Below are 17440 nucleotides of genomic sequence, written 5' to 3'. Positions count from 1 at the left end.
GCGGGGACAACGCAGAACGTAGCGGCGACCACCGACAATCCCGATCTTGCCTGCTGAGCCGGGGCGGCCGGGGCTGGCCCGGCCGCCCCGGTCCGGTCAGCTCAGCGGTGCGCTGACCGCGGAGTGCAGCCGGTTGGCCTGGTCACTCCACACCACGTTCAGACGACCGTTGAAGGTGGTCACCGCGGGCGGCCGGGCGGTGCGAGCCTGGCGGATCACCGGCACCGCGGTGGACCAGGCGATGCCGTCGGCACTGCTCGCCGCCCAGATCTGCTGATCACCGGAGACTCCGGGCCACAGGGCGTAGAGCTTGCCCGCCACCGCGGTCAGCGCGGGGTTCGCGTAGTTGCCCGCGCCACCGGCGAGCGCGCTCGGTGCGGTCCAGGTGGTGCCGTCCGTGCTGGTGGACAGGACCGCACCGGCGGCATCAGGGTGTTTCCAGGCCACGGCGAGCTTTCCGCTGACCGCGGCCAGCGCGGGGCGGAAGCTGGTGCGGTTGGCGCCGAGGATGCGCGCATAGCCGGTCCAGTTCACCGCGTCGGTGCTGGAGGCGAGGACCATTTCGCCGCCGGTGTTCCTGGCCAGGGCGTACAGCCGCCCGTTGGCCACGGCCAGCGCCGGCGCCTCCAGCCCGCCGGGGTCGGTTCGCGGTCCCTGGACGGTGGTCCAGGTGCTGCCGTCGGTGCTGGTGCTGTAGTAGTGGAACAGCACCCGCTGCGGTGACATGGCCTTCCAGGTGGCCACCGCCTTCCCGTTGAACACGGTGACACTCGGCGCGGTGCCGAGCGGGAATCCGCCGCCCAGTTCCGATTTCGCGCTCCAGGTCCGGCCGTCCGCGCTGACCGCGGTGTACAGCTTGTGGTTGGTCTCCCGCCAGACCGCGATCTGCCTGCCGTTGAGTTCGGTCAGCGCCGGTTCGCTGTCGGTGGCCACGCCACCGGCCACCGGCACCGGGCTCGACCAGCGCTGGATGGCGGGCGCGGCCACCGGCAGCGAGTCGATCGGCCCGGCGAAGGCGAAGGCCGGGTACACCGCCTTCATCGCCAGCCACAGCTTGCGCAACTGCTGCTGCACCTCCGGCAGCGTCTGGTCCGAGCCTTCGTAGCGCTGGGCGAACTGTTCGGTGTAGCGGGCCGCCAGCCGGTCCAGGCGCACCTTCGCCGCCCAGGCCATGCACACCGCCAGCGGGTCCTTGGTGGTCAGGCCGGGCAGGCGCTGGCAGCCCAGCGGACCCGGCTCCTCGAACTGGTCGGACAGCCACGGCGACACCCCGTTGCCGAGGTTGTTCGCGGCGTGGTCATAGATCCAGGACAGCACGTGGTGCTCGGCCGCGGCGCTGTTGTGCAACGCGTGGGAGCCGTACAGCAGCGCCCGCAGGTGATCGTCGGACTTGAGCGCGCGGGGGAAGCCGAGTTCGGTGTAGGCGCGCAGCAGCCGCACCGCCAGGTTGACCTCGTTGGGCCTGCTGGTTTCCCGGATCTGCCTGGCCGTCCAGCGGTAGTGGTCCTGCTGGCGGGCGGTGAGGAACTTCCGCATCCGCGCCTCGGCGTCGACCTCGGTGTCGGCGGGGTGCAGTGCGATGCCCTTGGCCTCGAACTCCACGCGGTACCGCGGCCACTCCTTGACGGTCTGCTGCGGCGCGGTGGTCTTCAGCGAGCAGCCCGCCTCGAACTCGCCGATCAGCCAGCAGCTCTCGAACCGCACCCGGTACTCCACCCAGGCGCCGATCCGCCGGGCCTGCCGCTGTTCGGCGCCCGGCCATTGGGTGTGCTGGTAGAACTCCACCCGCAGGTTGCCGAACTTGCTCCGGTCGTAGCACGGCGTCGTGCCGGGGCAGTCCATCCTGGTGACCACCGTCTCCTCGTTGTCGAAGCGGGCGATCCAGCACGCGTCGTAGGACGGCGGGGCGTCGTGGATGTTGCGGGCCAGCATCATCGCGGGCTTGAGCTGGGTGCCGTTGGCGTTGTTCGGCCGGTCGATCCGGTCGCCGCCGTCGGCGTCGCAACGCTTGGTCTGACCGTCGCCCTCCAGTCCGCCCTTGTCCTGGACCTTCTGGGTCGGGCCGTCGAACAGGCCGTACCGGTCCCGGGTGATCTCCTTCTCCAGCTCGGCGTTGCTGCCGTAGAACTCAGCGATCTTGTTGGTGTAGTGGGACATCAGCCCGCCGAACAACGGGTTGACGGTCCCGTTCGGGCCCGGCTCGCTGAACCGCAGCGCCCCGTCCCTGATCTTGAGCCCGGCCTGGATCACCGCGTTCGCGCGTTCCGGGGCGAACTGCTTGGCCAGTGCGGGATTCTGTTCGGTGGCCAGGGTGTAGGCGTTCGCGGCGATCTTCCACGGCAGCGGGTTGCCCACCTTGGGCGCGGCCGGGAACGGCTGACCGGACAGCCTGGCGGCGTAGAAGGCCAGGTAGCCGATGCTGCCCTCGGGTCCGTACAGGTCGAGGTTGTCCGCCACGTCGTTCGGGTCGCGGTTGTCATCGGGCACCGCGAACGCAGTCTTGGCCATGACCTCGCTGCCCAGGCGCTGGAACTCGTTCTCCGGGCCCTTGTAGTCCTCGAAGGTCGGCGTGCGGCCGGGGTAGTTCTTGCGGAAGTCGACGAAGGTGTTCGCCGCCCGCCAGGTGGGCTCGGTGAACAGGTCGCCGAGGGATTGCACCACGGTCCGGCCGATGACCCTGGTGGTGTTGTCGAGCTTGGTCAGCTCCCGCTCGATGTCGGTGACCCGGCCCCTGACCACCTCCAGGGTGGCGTCCATCTGGCCGAGCTGCACGGTCAGGCCCGCGTAGATGTCGTTGAGCCTGCCGTCGAGCAGGGCGAAGTGGCTGCTCAGCTGCTGACTCAGCTGCTCGACCTGCTTCTGCAGCTTGCCGATCTCCTCCAGGATCACCTGTTCCACCGTCGGTCCGGAGGAGGCGAACAGCGAGACCAGGGTGCTGATCGCGCCGATCACGTTGCCGGTGAAGGCGACCGTGGCCAGTGAGAAGACACTGTTGATCAGGGTGAACGCGGTGATGCACTTGTTCACCGCGGTGGCCAGCTGCACCGCGCCCGCGGCGAACTGGCGGACCTGCTTGGCGCCCTCGGGATCGTTGATGCCGACCAGGAACGCGACCGCGTCCAGGCCGCCCTTGGCCCCGCTGATGTAGCTCTGCCGCTTCTTCTCCAGCTCCTCGGCCGCGTCCTTGGCCGCCTGGTCCGGTTCGACCGGCTTCTTGCCGGGTTTGTGCGTGGTGGTCCGGTTCCGCAGGTCCACCACCATGTCGCCGCGCTGGTTGGTCAGGCCCTCGCCGAGGTGCTTGACCGCGCCCTTGGTGGCGTCCTCGAACTTGGGCTTGTTCCCGTACCACTCCAGGATCGGCTTGATGTCGAGGACCTGGGTGAACTTCGGCAGCGCGCCGATCTGCTGCCCGCTGGCGGCCGCGCTCACCCCGAGGGTGTTGCCCAGTCCCAGATCCCAGGCGCCCTTGAAGGCGGCGTCGGCGCGGGCGGTGGCCGCGACCCCGGCCCAGGCGCCCGCCTCGGCCGCGGCGAAACCGGCGTTGAAGGACTGTTTGGGCAGCGCGCCCATGATCCGGTCCTCGATGCGACCGGTGATCGCGGTGACGTCGCGGACGGTGAGTGCGCCGCGCAACGCGGTGATCTTGGCTCCGTCGAGCACCGCACCCGGCACGCCCTGCAGGGCGACCAGGCAGGCGCCGACGATGTCCTCGGTGTCCTGGGCCCAGATCACCTCGGGCACCGCGGTTTCGATGGCGCGCTGGATGGCGTTGAAGTGGGTGGTGGCGGCGGTCTGGTCGGCGGCCGGGTTCTTGCTCCGCCAGTCCACCAGTTCCGCGCTGGCCACCAGGTGCCGGGCGTAGTCGCGGTCCAGATCGGCGATGCGGACGTAGCCGCCGAGCATGGCGTTGGCCAGTCCGGCGTTGTCCAGCGGCGGTTGCGCCACCGCCGCGGGAGCCGCGGCCAGCGTTCCGGCCAGCAGCGCACCCCCCAGTAACGCCGCGACGGAGCGCCGCAGTCGAGAACGCATCCTGTTCTCCTCAGACAGTCAGGGTCCGGTGCGAGTGATCCACCGGTCGCACTGACTCTGCGGCCGCGGCGGGTCCCTGGGGGGCGCCGAGCCGTATTCAACAGGCAAGGAATACGGTCGTCGGGATTGACGAATCCGGCGGCGATCATTCGTTTCACAGAACCAACCGGGGCCCGCAGCCCGTTACTAGCGTCGGTGGATACCAGCACAGACCAACCGGCGAGGGGCCTGCACACCATGGTGGGAGCATTGGCGGAGCTGCGGGCTCTGCTGGCGGACACGGCGGCACAGGCAGGGGTTCCCGGCGCGGCCTTGGGGATCCTGCACGAGGGGCGGGAGAGCGTGCTGTGCACCGGGGTGGCCAGTCTGGACACCGGGCAGCCGGTGGACGCGGACACCCTGTTCATTATCGGGTCGACCACGAAGACCTTCACCGGCGCGCTGCTGATGTCCTTGGCGCAGGAGGGCTCGCTGGAGCTGGACCAGCCGATCTCGACCTACCTGCCGGAGCTGCGGCTGGCCGATCCGGTGGCGCAGGCCACCATCACCGCCCGGCACCTGCTCACCCACACCTCGGGCCTGCTCGGTGACCGGGACCTGGGCGGCGGCTGGGCCGAGGACGCGATCTGGACCGCGGTGGAGCAGTTCGGCCAGTTGCCGCAGTGCTTCCCGCCGGGGGACGCCTTCTCCTACAGCAACAGCGGGTTCACCCTGGCAGGCTACCTGGCCGAGGTGATCGCGGGCAGCCCGTTCGAGGACCTGGTGCGGACCCGGATCCTGGCGCCACTGGGCATGCTGGACTCGGTGTTCCTGCCCTGGGAGGTGCTCACCCGCAAGCACGCGGTGGGCCACGCGATGGTGGACGGGGCGCCCAGGGTGTCCCGGATGCTGGGCATCGACCGCGCGGCCGGGCCTGCCGGCGGGCTGTGGTCCACCGCGCGGGATCAACTGCGCTGGGCGCGGTTCTGGGTCACCGGGGAGACCAGCGGCACCGAACCGATCAGCGCGACCACCCGGGCGGCGATGTGGGTGCCGCAGCGCACCGGCGCGTTGCCGTTCGAGGAGGTGGGGCTGAGCTGGCTGCGGATGTCGCACGGGGACGCCGAGGTCGTGCGGCACGGCGGCAATGTCAGCAACCTGCAGGTCTCGGAATTCGTCACGCTGCCCGCGCACAACCTGGCGGTCACCGTGCTGGCCAACAGCGGTGGCGGCGGCGAACTGGGACCGGTGATCGTGGACTGGTGCATCGAGAACCTGGCCGGACTGCCCCGGCTGGCGCCGCGGCCGGTGGTGGACAAGCCGGTGGCGGGGCTCGGTGAGTACGTGGGGCGCTACCACAACGGGGATCTGGCCTTCGATCTCACGCTGACCGGCGCGAGGTTGTCCGCGCAGCTGGTCTTCCCCGGGAACGGCGATCTCCCGGTGCCGCCGCCGTTCGAGCTGGCCTTCGTGGACGAGGAGGTCATCAGCCGGGCCGCGGACACCCGGCACCGCAGCGGACGGTTCCTGCGTGATCAGCAGGGCCGGTTGCGCGGCCTGGAGTTCGGCGGCCGGACCCTGGCCCGCGCCTCCTGAACACACCCGCACCCCACACATCGTGTTGGCCGTTGTCGTACCCAGTCTTGGCCGAACTCGTACCACTTGGCCCAACTGGTACGTCCACTTTGGCCAAACCGGCGTACCAGTTGGGCCAACTCGCCGTCCATAACGGCCAACTCACCGTACGACAACGGCCAACACGAGGTGTGGGGGTTTAGGCGCGCCAGAGGCGGAGTTGGAGCATGGCGGCGAAGCGGGCTGCGGGGTCGGTGAGGTCGAGTTCGGCTACCTCGGCCAGGCGGCGCAGGCGGTAGCGGAAGGTGTTGGGGTGCACGAAGACCGCGGTGGAGGCGGCGGCCACGTCGCCGAAGGCGTCCAGCCAGGCGCTGAGGGTTTCCACCAGTGCGCTGTTGTGCTTGCGGTCGTAGGCCATCAGGCGGGCGACCGGGCCGGTGAGGGTGTCGCCGCGTTCGGCGATCAGGTCGGCGAGTTCGAGCAGCAGGCCCTCGCTGTGCACCTCGCTCACCCGCGCCACCGGGCGCCTGCCACGTCCGGCCCGCAGCACCCGCAGCACCAGGTCGGCGCCGGCGCGGGAGCGGGTCAGGGCCATGCCGTCCACGGCGACGGAGCCGATGCCGACCAGGATGGGCAGCCGGTCGCCGACCCGGCCATGGAAGTCGGTGGCGATGCGGTGCACCCGCTCCTCGGCGGCCGGATCATCCTGTGGCACGGGCAGGATCGCGTAGGCGACATCGCCGACGAGTGCGGCGGCGGCGCGTGGGTGCACGGCGCTGAGGTGCATCGCGAGGGCGTCGGCGATCTGCTGGCGTTCGGCGACCAGCTGGGCGTGCTGGGCCGGGTCGTCGCCGTGCGAGTCGGCCAGGGCCAGGGCGAGGACCACCGCGGACTGGTCGGTGAGGCCCAGTCTGCGGACCGCCTCGGCCGCGCCGGGGCCGCCTTCCATCGCGGTGCTGACCAGGTCGGCGCGCAGCCTGCGTTGCACGTCCGCGCCCGCGCGCAAGCGCATCAGGTGCAGGGCGACCAGTTTGGCCGCGTCGCACAGGGTTTGCGCCCGGTCGTCGGCGAAGGGTTCGCGGACCGCGGCCCAGATGGAGCCGAGGACCTCATCGCCCGCGCGCACGGCCACCGCCATCCGGGGCAGGGTGAGCGCGCCGGGTTCCTCGCTGGGCATGGCGTCCACGAACACTGGGCGTTCGCTGCGGTAGAGCTGCTGGAACACGCCGCGGTCGGCCAGGATCTGGGCGAACCGGGCGGGCACCTGCCTGCCCAGGATGGTCTCCACCCTGGACGGGTCGGCCTGCTCCTGCCGCCCGGAGAAGGCCAGTACCCGGGAGCTGCGGTCCTCGATGGTCACCGGCGCGTCCAGCAGCGCCGCGACCGCGTTGGCCAGCGCGAACAGGTCCCCGGACGGCATGCCGCCGAGGGTTTCCGGACCGGCCTCGCCCACCTCGCCCTCGGCGATCAGCGAGCGCAGCATGGCGGCGAGCTGGGTCCAGGAGGCGCCGCGGGCCAGGCCGAGCAGGACCACCTTGGACCGGCGCACGGCCGCGGCGATGTCGGCGTCCACCGCCACCGGACCGCGTACCACCAGCGCGGCCGCGCCCTGCCTGCCCAGCGCGTCCAGCCGGGTGACGATCTCGGCCGGGGTGTGCAGGCCGACGCCGAGCACCAGGGCCTGGCGCGGCAGGCCCTGGTCGTCCAGGGGGTCGTGGATCACCACCCCGCCGAGCTGCCCGGCCGGGCCGGGGTCGCCGCAGACCAGGTCGACGAGGGTGCTGCCGAGGTCGTCCAGTACGCGGCCGAGTCCGGCCCGGGGGCTGCCCATCAGCTGATTGTCCGCCATCTCCGCTACAAAGGAATCCACTCGGTCCCGACGGTGACCGCGGCCAGGGCGTCCGGGATCGGGGTGACGCCGAGGCCCGGTCCACTGGGGACGCTCAGGTGCCCATCCTGGAGCACGAACGGTTCGGTGATGTCGGTGCGGTAGTAGCGGTCCGACGCCGAGGTGTCGCCGGGCAGGGTGAACCCGGGCAGCGCGGCCAGTGCCACGTTCGCGGCCCGGCCCAGCCCGGTTTCCAGCATGCCGCCGCACCACACCGCGATGCCATGCGCCGCGCACAGGTCGTGGATCCGGCGGGCTTCCAGGTAGCCGCCGACCCTGGCGGGTTTGATGTTGACGATCTGGCAGGCGCCCAGGGTGATCGCGTCCGCGGCGGTCTGCGCGGAGGTGATCGACTCGTCCAGGCAGACCGGGGTGCGGATGAGCTTGGCCAGCTGGGCGTGCGCGAGGATCTGCTCCTCGGGCAGTGGTTGTTCGATCAGCAGCAGGTCGAACGGGTCCAGCCGGGCCAGGTGGCGGGCGTCGGCGAGGGTGTAGGCGGTGTTGGCGTCGACCTGGAGCGGGAACTCCGCACCGAAGTGCTCGCGGACCGCGCGTACCGGTTCGAGGTCCCAGCCGGGTTCGATCTTGAGTTTGATCCGCCGGTAGCCCTGGTCCAGGTAGCCGCCGACCGCCGCCAGGAGTTCCGGGATGGAGTCCATGATGCCCACCGACACCCCGCAGGGCACCCGGTCCCGCACCGCCCCCAGTTCCCGGGACAGCGGCACTCCCCTGGCCCGCAACTCGGCGTCCAAGACGGCCATTTCCAGTGCTCCCTTGGCCATCCGGTGCCCGTGGTACTTGGCCAGCGCCGGGGCGACCGCGGTGGCGTCCAGGTGTTCGTGGCGGGCCAGGGCCGGGAGCAGGAACTGGCGGAGCACGTCCACGCAGCCATCGAGGTATTCCGGCGAGTACACCGGATCGACCATCGCCGGGCATTCGCCCCAGCCTTCGGCCTCGTCGGTGACCACGCGCAGCAGCAGGGTCGAGCGCGTGGTCTGGGTGCCGAAGGAGGTGCGGAACGGGGCCACCAGGGGCAGTTCGATCCGCCGCAGCTCCACGCCGGTGAGTTTCACGATTCCGCGGTCCTTTCCACTACGTACCAGCCTGTTCGGTCGAAGCCGGTGACCCGCGCCCCCTCGGCGAGCAGCCCGCCGAGCACCTCGCGCAGGGCCAGTCGCCACTGCGCCGCGGCCACCGGATCGGCCAGCCGCAACGCCTCGATGTCCGCTGGCACCGCGACCAGCACGGTCCGTCGGCCAGAGTCGTTGCCGTGCAACGGCATCCCACAGTCGGAGATACCGAGTCCGATGGCCGCGCCGGTGGTGTCGGCCTGCCGCCGGTGTCCAGCACTGGCCGCGATGACCGCGGGGTCGGTCAGCCGCCAGCGCACCAGCAGCCGGTCGCTGGCGCCGTCGCCGTTGAGGTCATCGCGCAGGTGGCCGTAGAAGTCGGGCAGGTACTCGGCCACGCCCGCGGCGAGTTTGCCCAGGTTGAAGTAGGCGTTGCGGCGCACCAGCGGATCGAAGGTCCAGCACACCTCGGTGATCCCGTGCCGCAACGCCCAGGCCCGCTGGTCCAGTTTGAGCGCGTACCCCACGTCGCGGCCACGCTGGTGCGCCGCCACCCCGGCGATGTGGCTGTGCAGTGAGCGTTCGGCGGGCGGGGAGCAGAACCCGGCGCAGGCGCCGACCAGCTCCCCGCCGTCGAAGGCGCCCGCGACGTAGCCGCCCGACTTGCTCAGCGCGCGCAGCAGTTCGGCGGTGATCGGCGGGTGCTGCCCGGCCGCCGGCCGCCAGATCCGCTCGTACAACCGTTGCACGGCAACGAGTTCGGCGAAGTCGTCGAGCTGCCGGATGGCGAGCCCGGTTGTGGTGTCCACTTAGGACACCTTGGGGGTGGCCCGCACGCCGAGGTGCACGTAAGGCTCACCGGTGGGCAGCGCGTAGAAGGTCACCGACATCCACGCCTTGGCCCCGGGCATCCGGCAGGCGAACAGTGAGTCGGTGATCGGCACCAGGTCGAACTCCCGCGGTGGTTCCGGGGCCAGCTCGGCCATCGGCCCGGTGATGGTCATCCGCAGTCGCAGTCCCGCCGCACCCTGGAAGACCTCGATCAGCTGCCCGGCCCGTTCGTATCGGCCGAGGTGCCGGGCGGCGTTGACCACCGGCGGTTCCGGCGCGGGTGCCAGGGGTGCGGGCATGGTGATCCCGGCGAGTTCGGCGAAGATCTCCCGGTACAGCGCCAGGAACAGGTCCCTGGTCTGGCCGCCGTTGGTGAGCAGGGTGACCGCGATACCCGCCTCGGGCAGCACCCGCAGGAACGCGGACTGGCCGATGGTGTTGCCGTCGTGGCCGATCAGCCGGTGCCCGTGCCAGCCGAACCGGATCCAGCCCAGGCCCCAGGAATCGCCGAGCACGTGCGGGTCCGGCACCTCGGCCTGCTTGTCGGTCATGGCCAGCGCGGACTCGGCGGAGAGCACCCGGGTGCCGTCGGCGGCGAGTCCGCCGGAGAGGTGCATACGGGCGAAGGTGAGCACGTCGGCGGTGCTGGCGAAGATCAGCCCGGCCGGTCCGCACGAGCGCGGCAGCATCCAGGCCGGGGCGGGTGTGGCCTCGCCTTCGCCGACGTGGCCCACCGCGGCCCGGTGCAGCAGGGCTTCCTCGGGCAGGGTGCCGGTGTGGGTCAGGCCGAGTGGCTCGATCAGCTGCTCGCGCAGGGCCGCGTCCCAGGTCAGCCCGGTGAGTTTCTCGATCACCCGGCCGGCCAGGATGAACCCGGAGTTGCAGTAGGAGAAGGTCACACCCAGCGGGTGGTTGTGCTTGACCTCGGCGAGCGAATCGACATAGCGCGCAAGGCATTCGTCGCCGCGGCCGGTGTCGGTGAACACGTCGCCGTCGATGCCGCTGGTGTGGCTGAGCAGGTGCCGCATGGTGACCTTGGTGGCCGCGATCGGATCGGCCAGCCGCAGTTCGGGCAACACCTCGGCGATGGGCGCGTCCAGGTCCAGCTTGCCCTCATCGACCAGGCGCAGCACCTGGGTCGCGGTCCACACCTTGCTGATCGAGCCGATCTGGAACACCGAATCGTCGGTGACCGGCACACCGGTGGCGGTGCTGAGCACGCCGTGACTGGCCTGGACCACCTCGGCGGCACCGTCCAGCCGCAGGATGCCCAGGCCCGCACCGGGCACACCGTATTCCTTGCACAGTGCGGACAGTCGCCGCTGCCAGTGCGCGGCGTCGATCGGCGTGCGCCGCGGCTTGCCGGGTTCGACCGCGTACTGGCGGACCCAGTCGGCCACCCGCTGGTTGAAATCGGCCCGGTGACTGGGTTTTCCGTTGAGGATGAACAGGTGGTCGCCGCCCGGATAGAGCACCAGCCGGGTGGGCACGCCCTGTTCGCGCAATGCGGTGAACCACTGTTCGGCCTGGCCCACCGGGCAGCGGTCGTCCGCGCCGCCCTGCAGGATCAGCGTGGGCGTACGCACCTGGCCGACTTTGGTCAGCGGCGACATCGGCCCGAATTCGGCCGTGCTGCCCAGTTCCAGTTCGGTGAGGTAGTGCGCGGCGTCGGAGGTACCGGCCATGCTGGTCAGGTCGCTGACCACGCCGCCGGTGACCGCGGCGGCGAAGCGCGGGTCCCGGCTGGTCAGGTAGCAGGTCATGAAGCCGCCGTAACTGTACCCGGTGACGGCCAGCCGCCTCGGGTCGGCAATGCCCTCGGCGACCAGATCGTCCAGTGGTTCCAGGAAATCACGCGCGTCGTCCACACCCCAGGCGCCGAGCGCGGCGGTGTAGAAGGCCTCGCCGTAGCCGTCGCTGGCGCGCGGGTTGAGCAGCAGCACCGCCCAGCCCTGCGCGACTAGGACCTGGTGGTAGAGGTGCACCGGGTCGGCCACGCCGTTCCAGGCGTTGTGCGGGCCGCCGTGGATGTCCAGCAGCAGCGGCAGCGGCCCGGTGCGGTCGGGGTCGCGCAGCAGCCAGCCGTGCACCACCACGCCGTCGGAGACGGTGAACTCGCGTTCCTCGCGCAGGAACAGCTCGGCCGCGGACTCGCTGTGCCCGGTGCGGACGGCGAGTTCGCCGGTGGCCAGGTTGAGCACGGCGATCTCGGCGTAGCAGGAGCGGGTGCCGAGCACGATGGCCGCGATATCGCCGCTGACCGACAGCCCGGACACCACCTGTTCGCCGCCGATCAGCAGCCGCGGGGCGCCGCCGTGCACACCCACGGCGTAGAGGTGCGTGTAGCCGCGGTCCCTGGCGCAGAACAGGACCGTCTGACCGTCATCGATGAGGGTCGGCGTGCCGCCGGGGTAGCCGGGCATCCCGGCCATCACGTTGCGGTCCAAGGGCGCGGACAGGTCGTGCACGTCGCCGCCGAGGTCCACCCGGAGCAGGTGCTGATGGCCGGAGGAGGTGTCGTCGCGGCCGGTCACCAGCAGTGCCGCGCTGTCGGCGGTCCAGCTCACCGTCCCGGCGGCGCCGGTGGGCAGTCCGGCCAGTTCCGGTTGCGCGCCAGGCTGATCGGCGGCCACGACGTGCACCGGGGTGCGGAAGGTCAGGTCGGAATCGGGGTCCTGAGCGGCGGCGAAAGCCAGCCGGGCACCGTCCGGGGACCAGGCCGGACTGGTGGCGTGCCAGTCGCCCGTGGTGAGCTGCCGGACCTCGCGGGTGGCTAGGTCGAGGACGTGCAGGTGGCTGCGGTAGGTGCGCAGCAGTCCGGTGCCGTCGGCCTTGTACCCCAGGCGATCGGTCACCACCGGCGCGGTGCCGCGGGCGGTGCGCGTGGCCTCGTCCTCGCCGTCGGTGGCGGCCAGGTCCACCGCGGTGCTGAAGGCCAGCGCGCCGCCGTCCGGTCGCCACACCGGGGCGCCCGCGCCCAGTGGCAGCGTGGTCAGCTGCTCGGGTTCGCCGCCGTCGGCGGGCAGCAGCCAGAGCTGGGCCGGTCCGTCCTGGGCCCGTAGGAAGGCGATCTGGCTGCCGTCCGGGGACCAGGCGGGTGCGGCGTCGGCGGTGCCCCTGGTGAGCTGCCGGGGTTCGCCGCCCGCGACCAGGACCGTCCACAGTGTACGGAGGTCGCGGTCGGCGGTCCGGTCGGTGGTGCGCAGCACGTAGACGATCCGGGTGCCGTCCGGGGAGACCGCGGGCTGTTCCGGTAGCGCGAACCCGTACAGGTCCTCGATGGTGACTCGCTTGCTCATGGTGCGACAGCTCCTCGTCAGTGGGTGGGGCGGCCGAGTTGGGCGCGGAACAGGGCCAGCACGTTGCCGCCCAGCACTTTCACGATGTCGTCCTCGGCCCAGCCGCGGGCCAGCAGCGCCTCGGTGACCAGGGGCAGTCCGGCCGGGCCCTCCAGTCCGGGCAGGAACTGGTCGGTGGGCACGCCTTCGACCTCCGCCGCCTCACAGCAGGGCATGACCACGTCGGCCAGGACCTCCTTCACGAAGTCCGGCCCCAGGCCCACCTTGTCCACGCCCATCACCCCGGCGATGTGCTCGATATGGTCGATCAGCCGCTCGATCCGGTAGTCGGTCTCGTGCAGGAACGGCGCGAAGAAGTTCACGCACACCACGCCCCCGTTGGCGGCGATGGCCCGGAGCTGCTCGTCGGTGAGGTTGCGGTGATGATCACGCAGGGCGCGGGCGCTGGAGTGGGTGGCGATCACCGGGCGGGTGCACAGTTCCAGCACGTGGTCCACGCCCGCCGCGCCGAGGTGGCTGACGTCGAAGAGCATGCCGAGCCGTTCCATCTCGGCCACCGCGGCGATCCCGGCCCTGGTGAGTTTGCTGCCGGTGTGGTCCTCGCCGCTGCCGTCGGCCAGCGCGGTGCGGCCGAAGTGCGCCAGCGAGGCGATCCGCACGCCGAGGCGGGACAGGGTTTCCAGCAGTTCGACGTCCTCGCCGATGCCCGGCGCACTTTCCAGGGCGAGCACCAGCGCGATCCGGTCCGCGCCCAGGGCCTGGTCGATGTCGTTGCCGTCAAAGCACAACTCGACCACGTCCGGGTTGCCCTCGGCGATGCGGTGCGCGGCCTCGATCATGCGCAGGGTCTGGCGCAGCGCGCCCTCGGGCCGGTACAGGTCGTCGATGAACACCGGCAGCACCTGCAGGTTCACCCCGCCCTGGCGCAGTTGCGGCAGCCACTGCTCGCGGAAGTACGGCGACCAGCGTTCGACCGGGCGGCCGACGACCGAGCAGAGCAGGTCGTTGTGCGTGTCCGCGACCACGCTGCGCCGGTGCAGGTCATCGGTCATCGGGTTGCCTCCTCGGCGAACAGGCTGGCATGCCGGGACGGTGCGGCGGCCAGCAGTTCGCGGGTGTAGGGGTGTTGGGGATCGTCGAGAACCTGTTGGGCCGGGCCGGTTTCCACGATGCGGCCGTGCCGCATCACCGCGATCCGGTCGCTGAGATAACGCACCACGGCGAGGTTGTGCGAGATGAACAGCATGGTGAGCCCGAGTTCGCGGTGCAGGGCGCGGACCAGGTTGAGCACCGCGCCCTGCACCGAGACGTCCAGCGCGGAGGTGATCTCATCGGCGATGATCACCTTGGGCTGCCCGGCCAGTGCCCTGGCCAGTGCGACCCGCTGCCGCTGCCCGCCGGAGAGCCGGGCGGGCAGCATCGCGGCGCGCCCGGGGTCCAGGTTCACCAGTTCCAGCAACCGGGCCACCTCGGCCTGCCGACCGGCCTTGCCGCCGTGCGCGCCTTTGGGCATGGCCTCCATGATGGACTCGCCAATGCGCATCCGCGGGTCGAGCGAGGAGTACGGATCCTGGAACACCATCTGCAACCGGCGCTCCCGCGGCCGTAACCGCCGGATGTCCTGGCCGTCCAGGCGGACCTGTCCGCCGCTGACCGGGACGAGTCCGGCCGCGGTGCAGGCCAGGGTGGACTTGCCCGAGCCCGATTCGCCGACCAGGCCGAGGATCTCACCCGGCGCCACGGTCAGGCTGACCTCGTCCACCGCGCGCAGTCCGGCCTGCCTGCTGCCGTAGTGCACGCTGACCCGGTCGAACTCCAGCTCACTCATTCGGCCCCTCCCCCGGTGACGTTCTCATTCGGCCCCTCCCCCGGTGACGTTCTCCAGTGCCCGTCCGTCCACTTCGGACTCTCCGGGATGCCAGCAGGCGAGGCGGTTGCCGGTGCCGAGCTGGACCAGCGCGGGTTCCTCGGTACGACACTGCTCGTCGGCACCGGCACAACGCTGCGCGAACGGGCAGCCCGGCGGGAGGTCCCCCGGTTCGGGCGGGCGGCCAGGGATGACCGCCAGGGGTGCGTCCCGGTCGGTGTCCAGATCGGGCACCGCGGCCAGCAGTGCCCTGGTGTAGGGATGCCGGGCCGCCGTGAACAACTCGGCGGCGGGCAGGTCCTCCACGATCCGCCCGGCGTACATCACCAGCACCCGGTCGCAGGTCTGCGCGACCACGGTGATGTCGTGGCTGATCAACAGGATCGCCGCATCATGCTCGGCCCGGATCCGGGCCAGCAGCCGCAGCACCTCGCGTTGCACGGTGACGTCCAGCGCGGTGGTCGGCTCGTCCGCGATGACCAGGGCCGGTTCGCCCATGAGTCCCATCGCGATCATCGCGCGCTGCCGCATGCCGCCGGAGAACTCGTGCGGGTACTGCCTGGCCCGCTTGGCGGCGTCCGGGATGCGCACCGACTCCAACCGGTCCACCGCCAGTTCCAGGGCGGCTCGGCGGGACTGCCCGTGGTGCACTTCGGCGACCTCGGCGAGTTGCCTGCCGATCCGCTGGGTGGGGTTGAAGGAGGTCATCGGGTCCTGGAACACCATGGCCAGGGAGGTGCCCAGCAGCGGCCGCAACTCGCGTTCGGAGCGGGTCAGCAGTGGGGTGCCGCGGAAGTCCAGGCGGTCGGCGGTGACCAGACCAGGGGACTCGATCAGCCGGGAGACGGCCAGCGCGGTCAGGCTCTTGCCCGAACCGGACTCGCCGACCACGCCGATCATCTCTCCACTGTGGACGGTGAAGCGCAGCCCGCGCACCGGCGTGACCCACCCGGCCGGACCAGGGAAGGACACCCGCAGGTTGTCCACCGCGAGCACTCCGTCCGAAGCCTGCCCGCCACTGTCCACAGTGGACTTCTCGGGTGGCACGGCCTTGTGGTCCACGCGTTCCCGGCCACCGGCCGCCGCGGCGGCGGCCTCGCCGAACAGGTTGAACGCCAGCCCCGCGATGATCACCGCGAGGGCCGGGCCGAGGGCCGACCACGGGCTCAGGTAGATCCGGTTGAGCCCCTCGCCCAGCAGCCTGCCCCAGTCATAGGCCGGGGCCTGCACGCCGATGCCCAGGAAGGACAGTCCGGCGAAGGCGGTGAGCACGGAGCCTGCCGCGATGGTCGCGTTGATCACCAGTGGTTCGGCGATGTTGGGCAGCACGTGCCGCACCAGGATCCGCAGCCTGCCCACCCCGGACACCCGCGCCGCGGCGATGTAGCCGCGTCCGCTCACCGAGGCGGTCAGGGTGTGCGTGAGCCGGGCGAAACCGGGCGCCACCGCGAAACCGATGGCCAGCACCGCGCCCACGGTGCCGATGCCGAAGATCACCGCGAAGAACAGGGCCAGCAGCAGTCCTGGGAAGGCCACCGCGATGTTCACCGCCGAGGTGACCAGGCGACCGGCCCAGGGTGGTAGCACCGTGGGCGCCGCGCCGAGGATGACGCCGGTGAGCACGCCGAGCAGGGTGGCCAGCACGGCCAGGCCCAGGGAGAGTCGGGTGGCGACCAGGACCCGGTGGAAGATGTCCCGGCCCAGCGTGTCCGTGCCGAACAGGTGACTCGCCGAGGCCCCTTCCTGCAGGGCGTTGGTGTCCACCGCGGCGGCCCGTTCGGCCCACAGCATCGGCGCGAACACCGCCGTGGCCACCAGCAGGACCAGCAGCGCGGCCGAGGTCGCGCCGACCGGGGTGCGCAGCGCCGCCAGGGCGCCGGATCCACCCGCACGCATCAAACCTCCCGGATCTCGGAACGAGGGTCGAGCAGCGCCAGCAGCGCGTCCACCAGCAGGTTCACCAGCAGCACGCCCGCGCCGTAGACCAGCACGATGGCCTGCACCGCCGGGTAGTCCTGCTGCTGGATCGAGCTGACGATGGTCGAGCCCAGGCCCGGCCAGGCGAACACGTTCTCCACCAGCACGGTCCCGGCGACCAGCGCGGGCAGCAGCATCCCGGCCAGGGTGAGGCTCGCGGTGAGCGCGTTGGGCAGCGCGTGCCGCAGGTAGATCAGCCTGGCTGGCAACCGTTTCGCCCGCGCGGTGCGGATGAAGTCGTTGCCCAGCACCGAGAGCAGCTCGACCCGGACGATCCGGGCCAGCACCGCCGCCGGACCGACGGCCATGGCCAGCACCGGCAGCACCATCGACCCGGCCTGCTCCCGGCCGGCCACCGGCAGCCACTCCAGCTGCACCGCGAACAGGCTCATCAGGCCCACCGCGAGCAGGAACTCCGGGATGGCGGCCAGGAACACGCTGGTGGTGGTGAAGCCGAGTTCGGCGCCCCGGCGGCGGCCGCCCTTGGTGCACACCGCCATCAGCACGCCCACCGGGACCGCCACCACCAGCACCACCAGGAAGGCGAGCACCGCGAGTTCGACGGTGGCGGGCAGCCGGTCGGCGATCAGTTCGGAGACCGGCAGGCCGCTGAGCATCGAGGTGCCGAACTCACCGCGGAAGAGGTTGCCGAGGTAGTGCCAGTACTGCACCGGCAGTGGCTGGTCCAGGCCGAGCGCGGCGCGGCGGGCGGCGACCAACTCCGGCGAGGCGGTCAGGCCCAGTGCCGCGCGCACCGGGTCGCCGGGGACCAGGTGGATCATCAGGAAGGCGGCGGTGATCACCACCCACAGCGAGAGCAGGAAGCGCGGCACCCGCCGCCGGGCGAAGGACAGCCACGGGCCGCCCCGCCGCCCGGCTGACACGGGAGTCGCGGTGGCGCTGGTCATCGGGCTCCGCCTCTCTG

At 71.3% G+C, this 17440-nt stretch carries 10 protein-coding genes; 1 reads left to right on the top strand and 9 read right to left on the bottom strand.

Going from position 1 to position 17440, the window contains the following annotated elements:
- Positions 1–96: 96 nt before the first annotated feature.
- Positions 97–4029: an exo-alpha-sialidase gene (locus ACTOWY_RS21320; protein WP_441311413.1), complete on the bottom strand. Its 3933-nt coding sequence runs from the start codon at positions 4027–4029 to the stop codon at positions 97–99.
- A 237-nt stretch (positions 4030–4266) separates the two neighbouring features.
- Between ACTOWY_RS21320 and ACTOWY_RS21315 the strand changes: the two genes are divergently transcribed.
- Positions 4267–5604, top strand: a complete 1338-nt coding sequence (locus ACTOWY_RS21315) for a serine hydrolase domain-containing protein (RefSeq protein WP_441311412.1) — start codon at positions 4267–4269, stop codon at positions 5602–5604.
- A 178-nt stretch (positions 5605–5782) separates the two neighbouring features.
- On the opposite strand, the gene ACTOWY_RS21310 is transcribed toward ACTOWY_RS21315, so the two are convergent.
- Genes ACTOWY_RS21310 through ACTOWY_RS21275 form a run of 8 tightly spaced genes read right to left on the bottom strand, consistent with a single transcriptional unit; the run spans position 5783 to position 17423 of the window.
- The gene (locus ACTOWY_RS21310; protein ID WP_441311411.1) at positions 5783–7414 is read right to left on the bottom strand and encodes a PucR family transcriptional regulator; all 1632 of its coding nucleotides are present in this window, start codon (positions 7412–7414) and stop codon (positions 5783–5785) included.
- Positions 7415–7437: 23 nt separating this feature from the next.
- Positions 7438–8544 (bottom strand): o-succinylbenzoate synthase, encoded by a 1107-nt coding sequence (gene menC / locus ACTOWY_RS21305; RefSeq protein WP_441311410.1) that lies wholly within the window; start codon positions 8542–8544, stop codon positions 7438–7440.
- The gene (locus ACTOWY_RS21300) at positions 8541–9350 is read right to left on the bottom strand and encodes a GNAT family N-acetyltransferase (RefSeq protein ID WP_441311409.1); all 810 of its coding nucleotides are present in this window, start codon (positions 9348–9350) and stop codon (positions 8541–8543) included. The genes menC and ACTOWY_RS21300 overlap by 4 nt, the downstream gene beginning before the upstream one ends.
- Positions 9351–12671: a serine hydrolase gene (locus ACTOWY_RS21295; RefSeq protein WP_441311408.1), complete on the bottom strand. Its 3321-nt coding sequence runs from the start codon at positions 12669–12671 to the stop codon at positions 9351–9353. It lies immediately after the preceding gene.
- 17 nt (positions 12672–12688) lie between these two features.
- On the bottom strand, positions 12689–13723 hold the full coding sequence (locus ACTOWY_RS21290) for a dipeptidase (RefSeq protein ID WP_441311407.1): 1035 nt from the start codon (positions 13721–13723) through the stop codon (positions 12689–12691).
- A complete protein-coding gene (locus tag ACTOWY_RS21285) occupies positions 13720–14499 on the bottom strand; it encodes an ABC transporter ATP-binding protein (RefSeq protein WP_441311406.1) in 780 nt (259 codons plus the stop codon). The genes ACTOWY_RS21290 and ACTOWY_RS21285 overlap by 4 nt, the downstream gene beginning before the upstream one ends.
- Positions 14500–14523: 24 nt before the next feature.
- Complete coding sequence (locus ACTOWY_RS21280) at positions 14524–16434, bottom strand: dipeptide/oligopeptide/nickel ABC transporter permease/ATP-binding protein (protein ID WP_441311405.1); 1911 nt, start codon at positions 16432–16434, stop codon at positions 14524–14526.
- Positions 16434–17423 carry an ABC transporter permease gene (locus tag ACTOWY_RS21275; protein WP_441311404.1) on the bottom strand — a complete coding sequence of 330 codons (990 nt, stop codon included), beginning with the start codon at positions 17421–17423 and terminating at the stop codon, positions 16434–16436. The genes ACTOWY_RS21280 and ACTOWY_RS21275 overlap by 1 nt, the downstream gene beginning before the upstream one ends.
- Positions 17424–17440: the final 17 nt, after the last annotated feature.

Source organism: Crossiella sp. CA198, assembly GCF_052078295.1.
Lineage (GTDB): Bacteria > Actinomycetota > Actinomycetes > Mycobacteriales > Pseudonocardiaceae > Crossiella.
The sequence above is the reverse complement of the archived record's forward strand: the minus strand, read 5'-3'. Positions and strand labels throughout refer to the sequence as shown.

What these genes read in the sequence shown, in the direction of transcription:
- ACTOWY_RS21290 (WP_441311407.1), bottom strand. Translation starts at nt 13,723, where the DNA reads ATGACCGATGACCTGCACCGGCGCAGCGTGGTCGCGGACACGCACAAC.
- ACTOWY_RS21310 (WP_441311411.1), bottom strand. Translation starts at nt 7,414, where the DNA reads ATGGGCAGCCCCCGGGCCGGACTCGGCCGCGTACTGGACGACCTCGGC.
- ACTOWY_RS21285 (WP_441311406.1), bottom strand. Translation starts at nt 14,499, where the DNA reads ATGAGTGAGCTGGAGTTCGACCGGGTCAGCGTGCACTACGGCAGCAGG.
- ACTOWY_RS21280 (WP_441311405.1), bottom strand. Translation starts at nt 16,434, where the DNA reads ATGCGTGCGGGTGGATCCGGCGCCCTGGCGGCGCTGCGCACCCCGGTC.
- ACTOWY_RS21275 (WP_441311404.1), bottom strand. Translation starts at nt 17,423, where the DNA reads ATGACCAGCGCCACCGCGACTCCCGTGTCAGCCGGGCGGCGGGGCGGC.
- ACTOWY_RS21315 (WP_441311412.1), top strand. Translation starts at nt 4,267, where the DNA reads ATGGTGGGAGCATTGGCGGAGCTGCGGGCTCTGCTGGCGGACACGGCG.
- ACTOWY_RS21295 (WP_441311408.1), bottom strand. Translation starts at nt 12,671, where the DNA reads ATGAGCAAGCGAGTCACCATCGAGGACCTGTACGGGTTCGCGCTACCG.
- ACTOWY_RS21320 (WP_441311413.1), bottom strand. Translation starts at nt 4,029, where the DNA reads ATGCGTTCTCGACTGCGGCGCTCCGTCGCGGCGTTACTGGGGGGTGCG.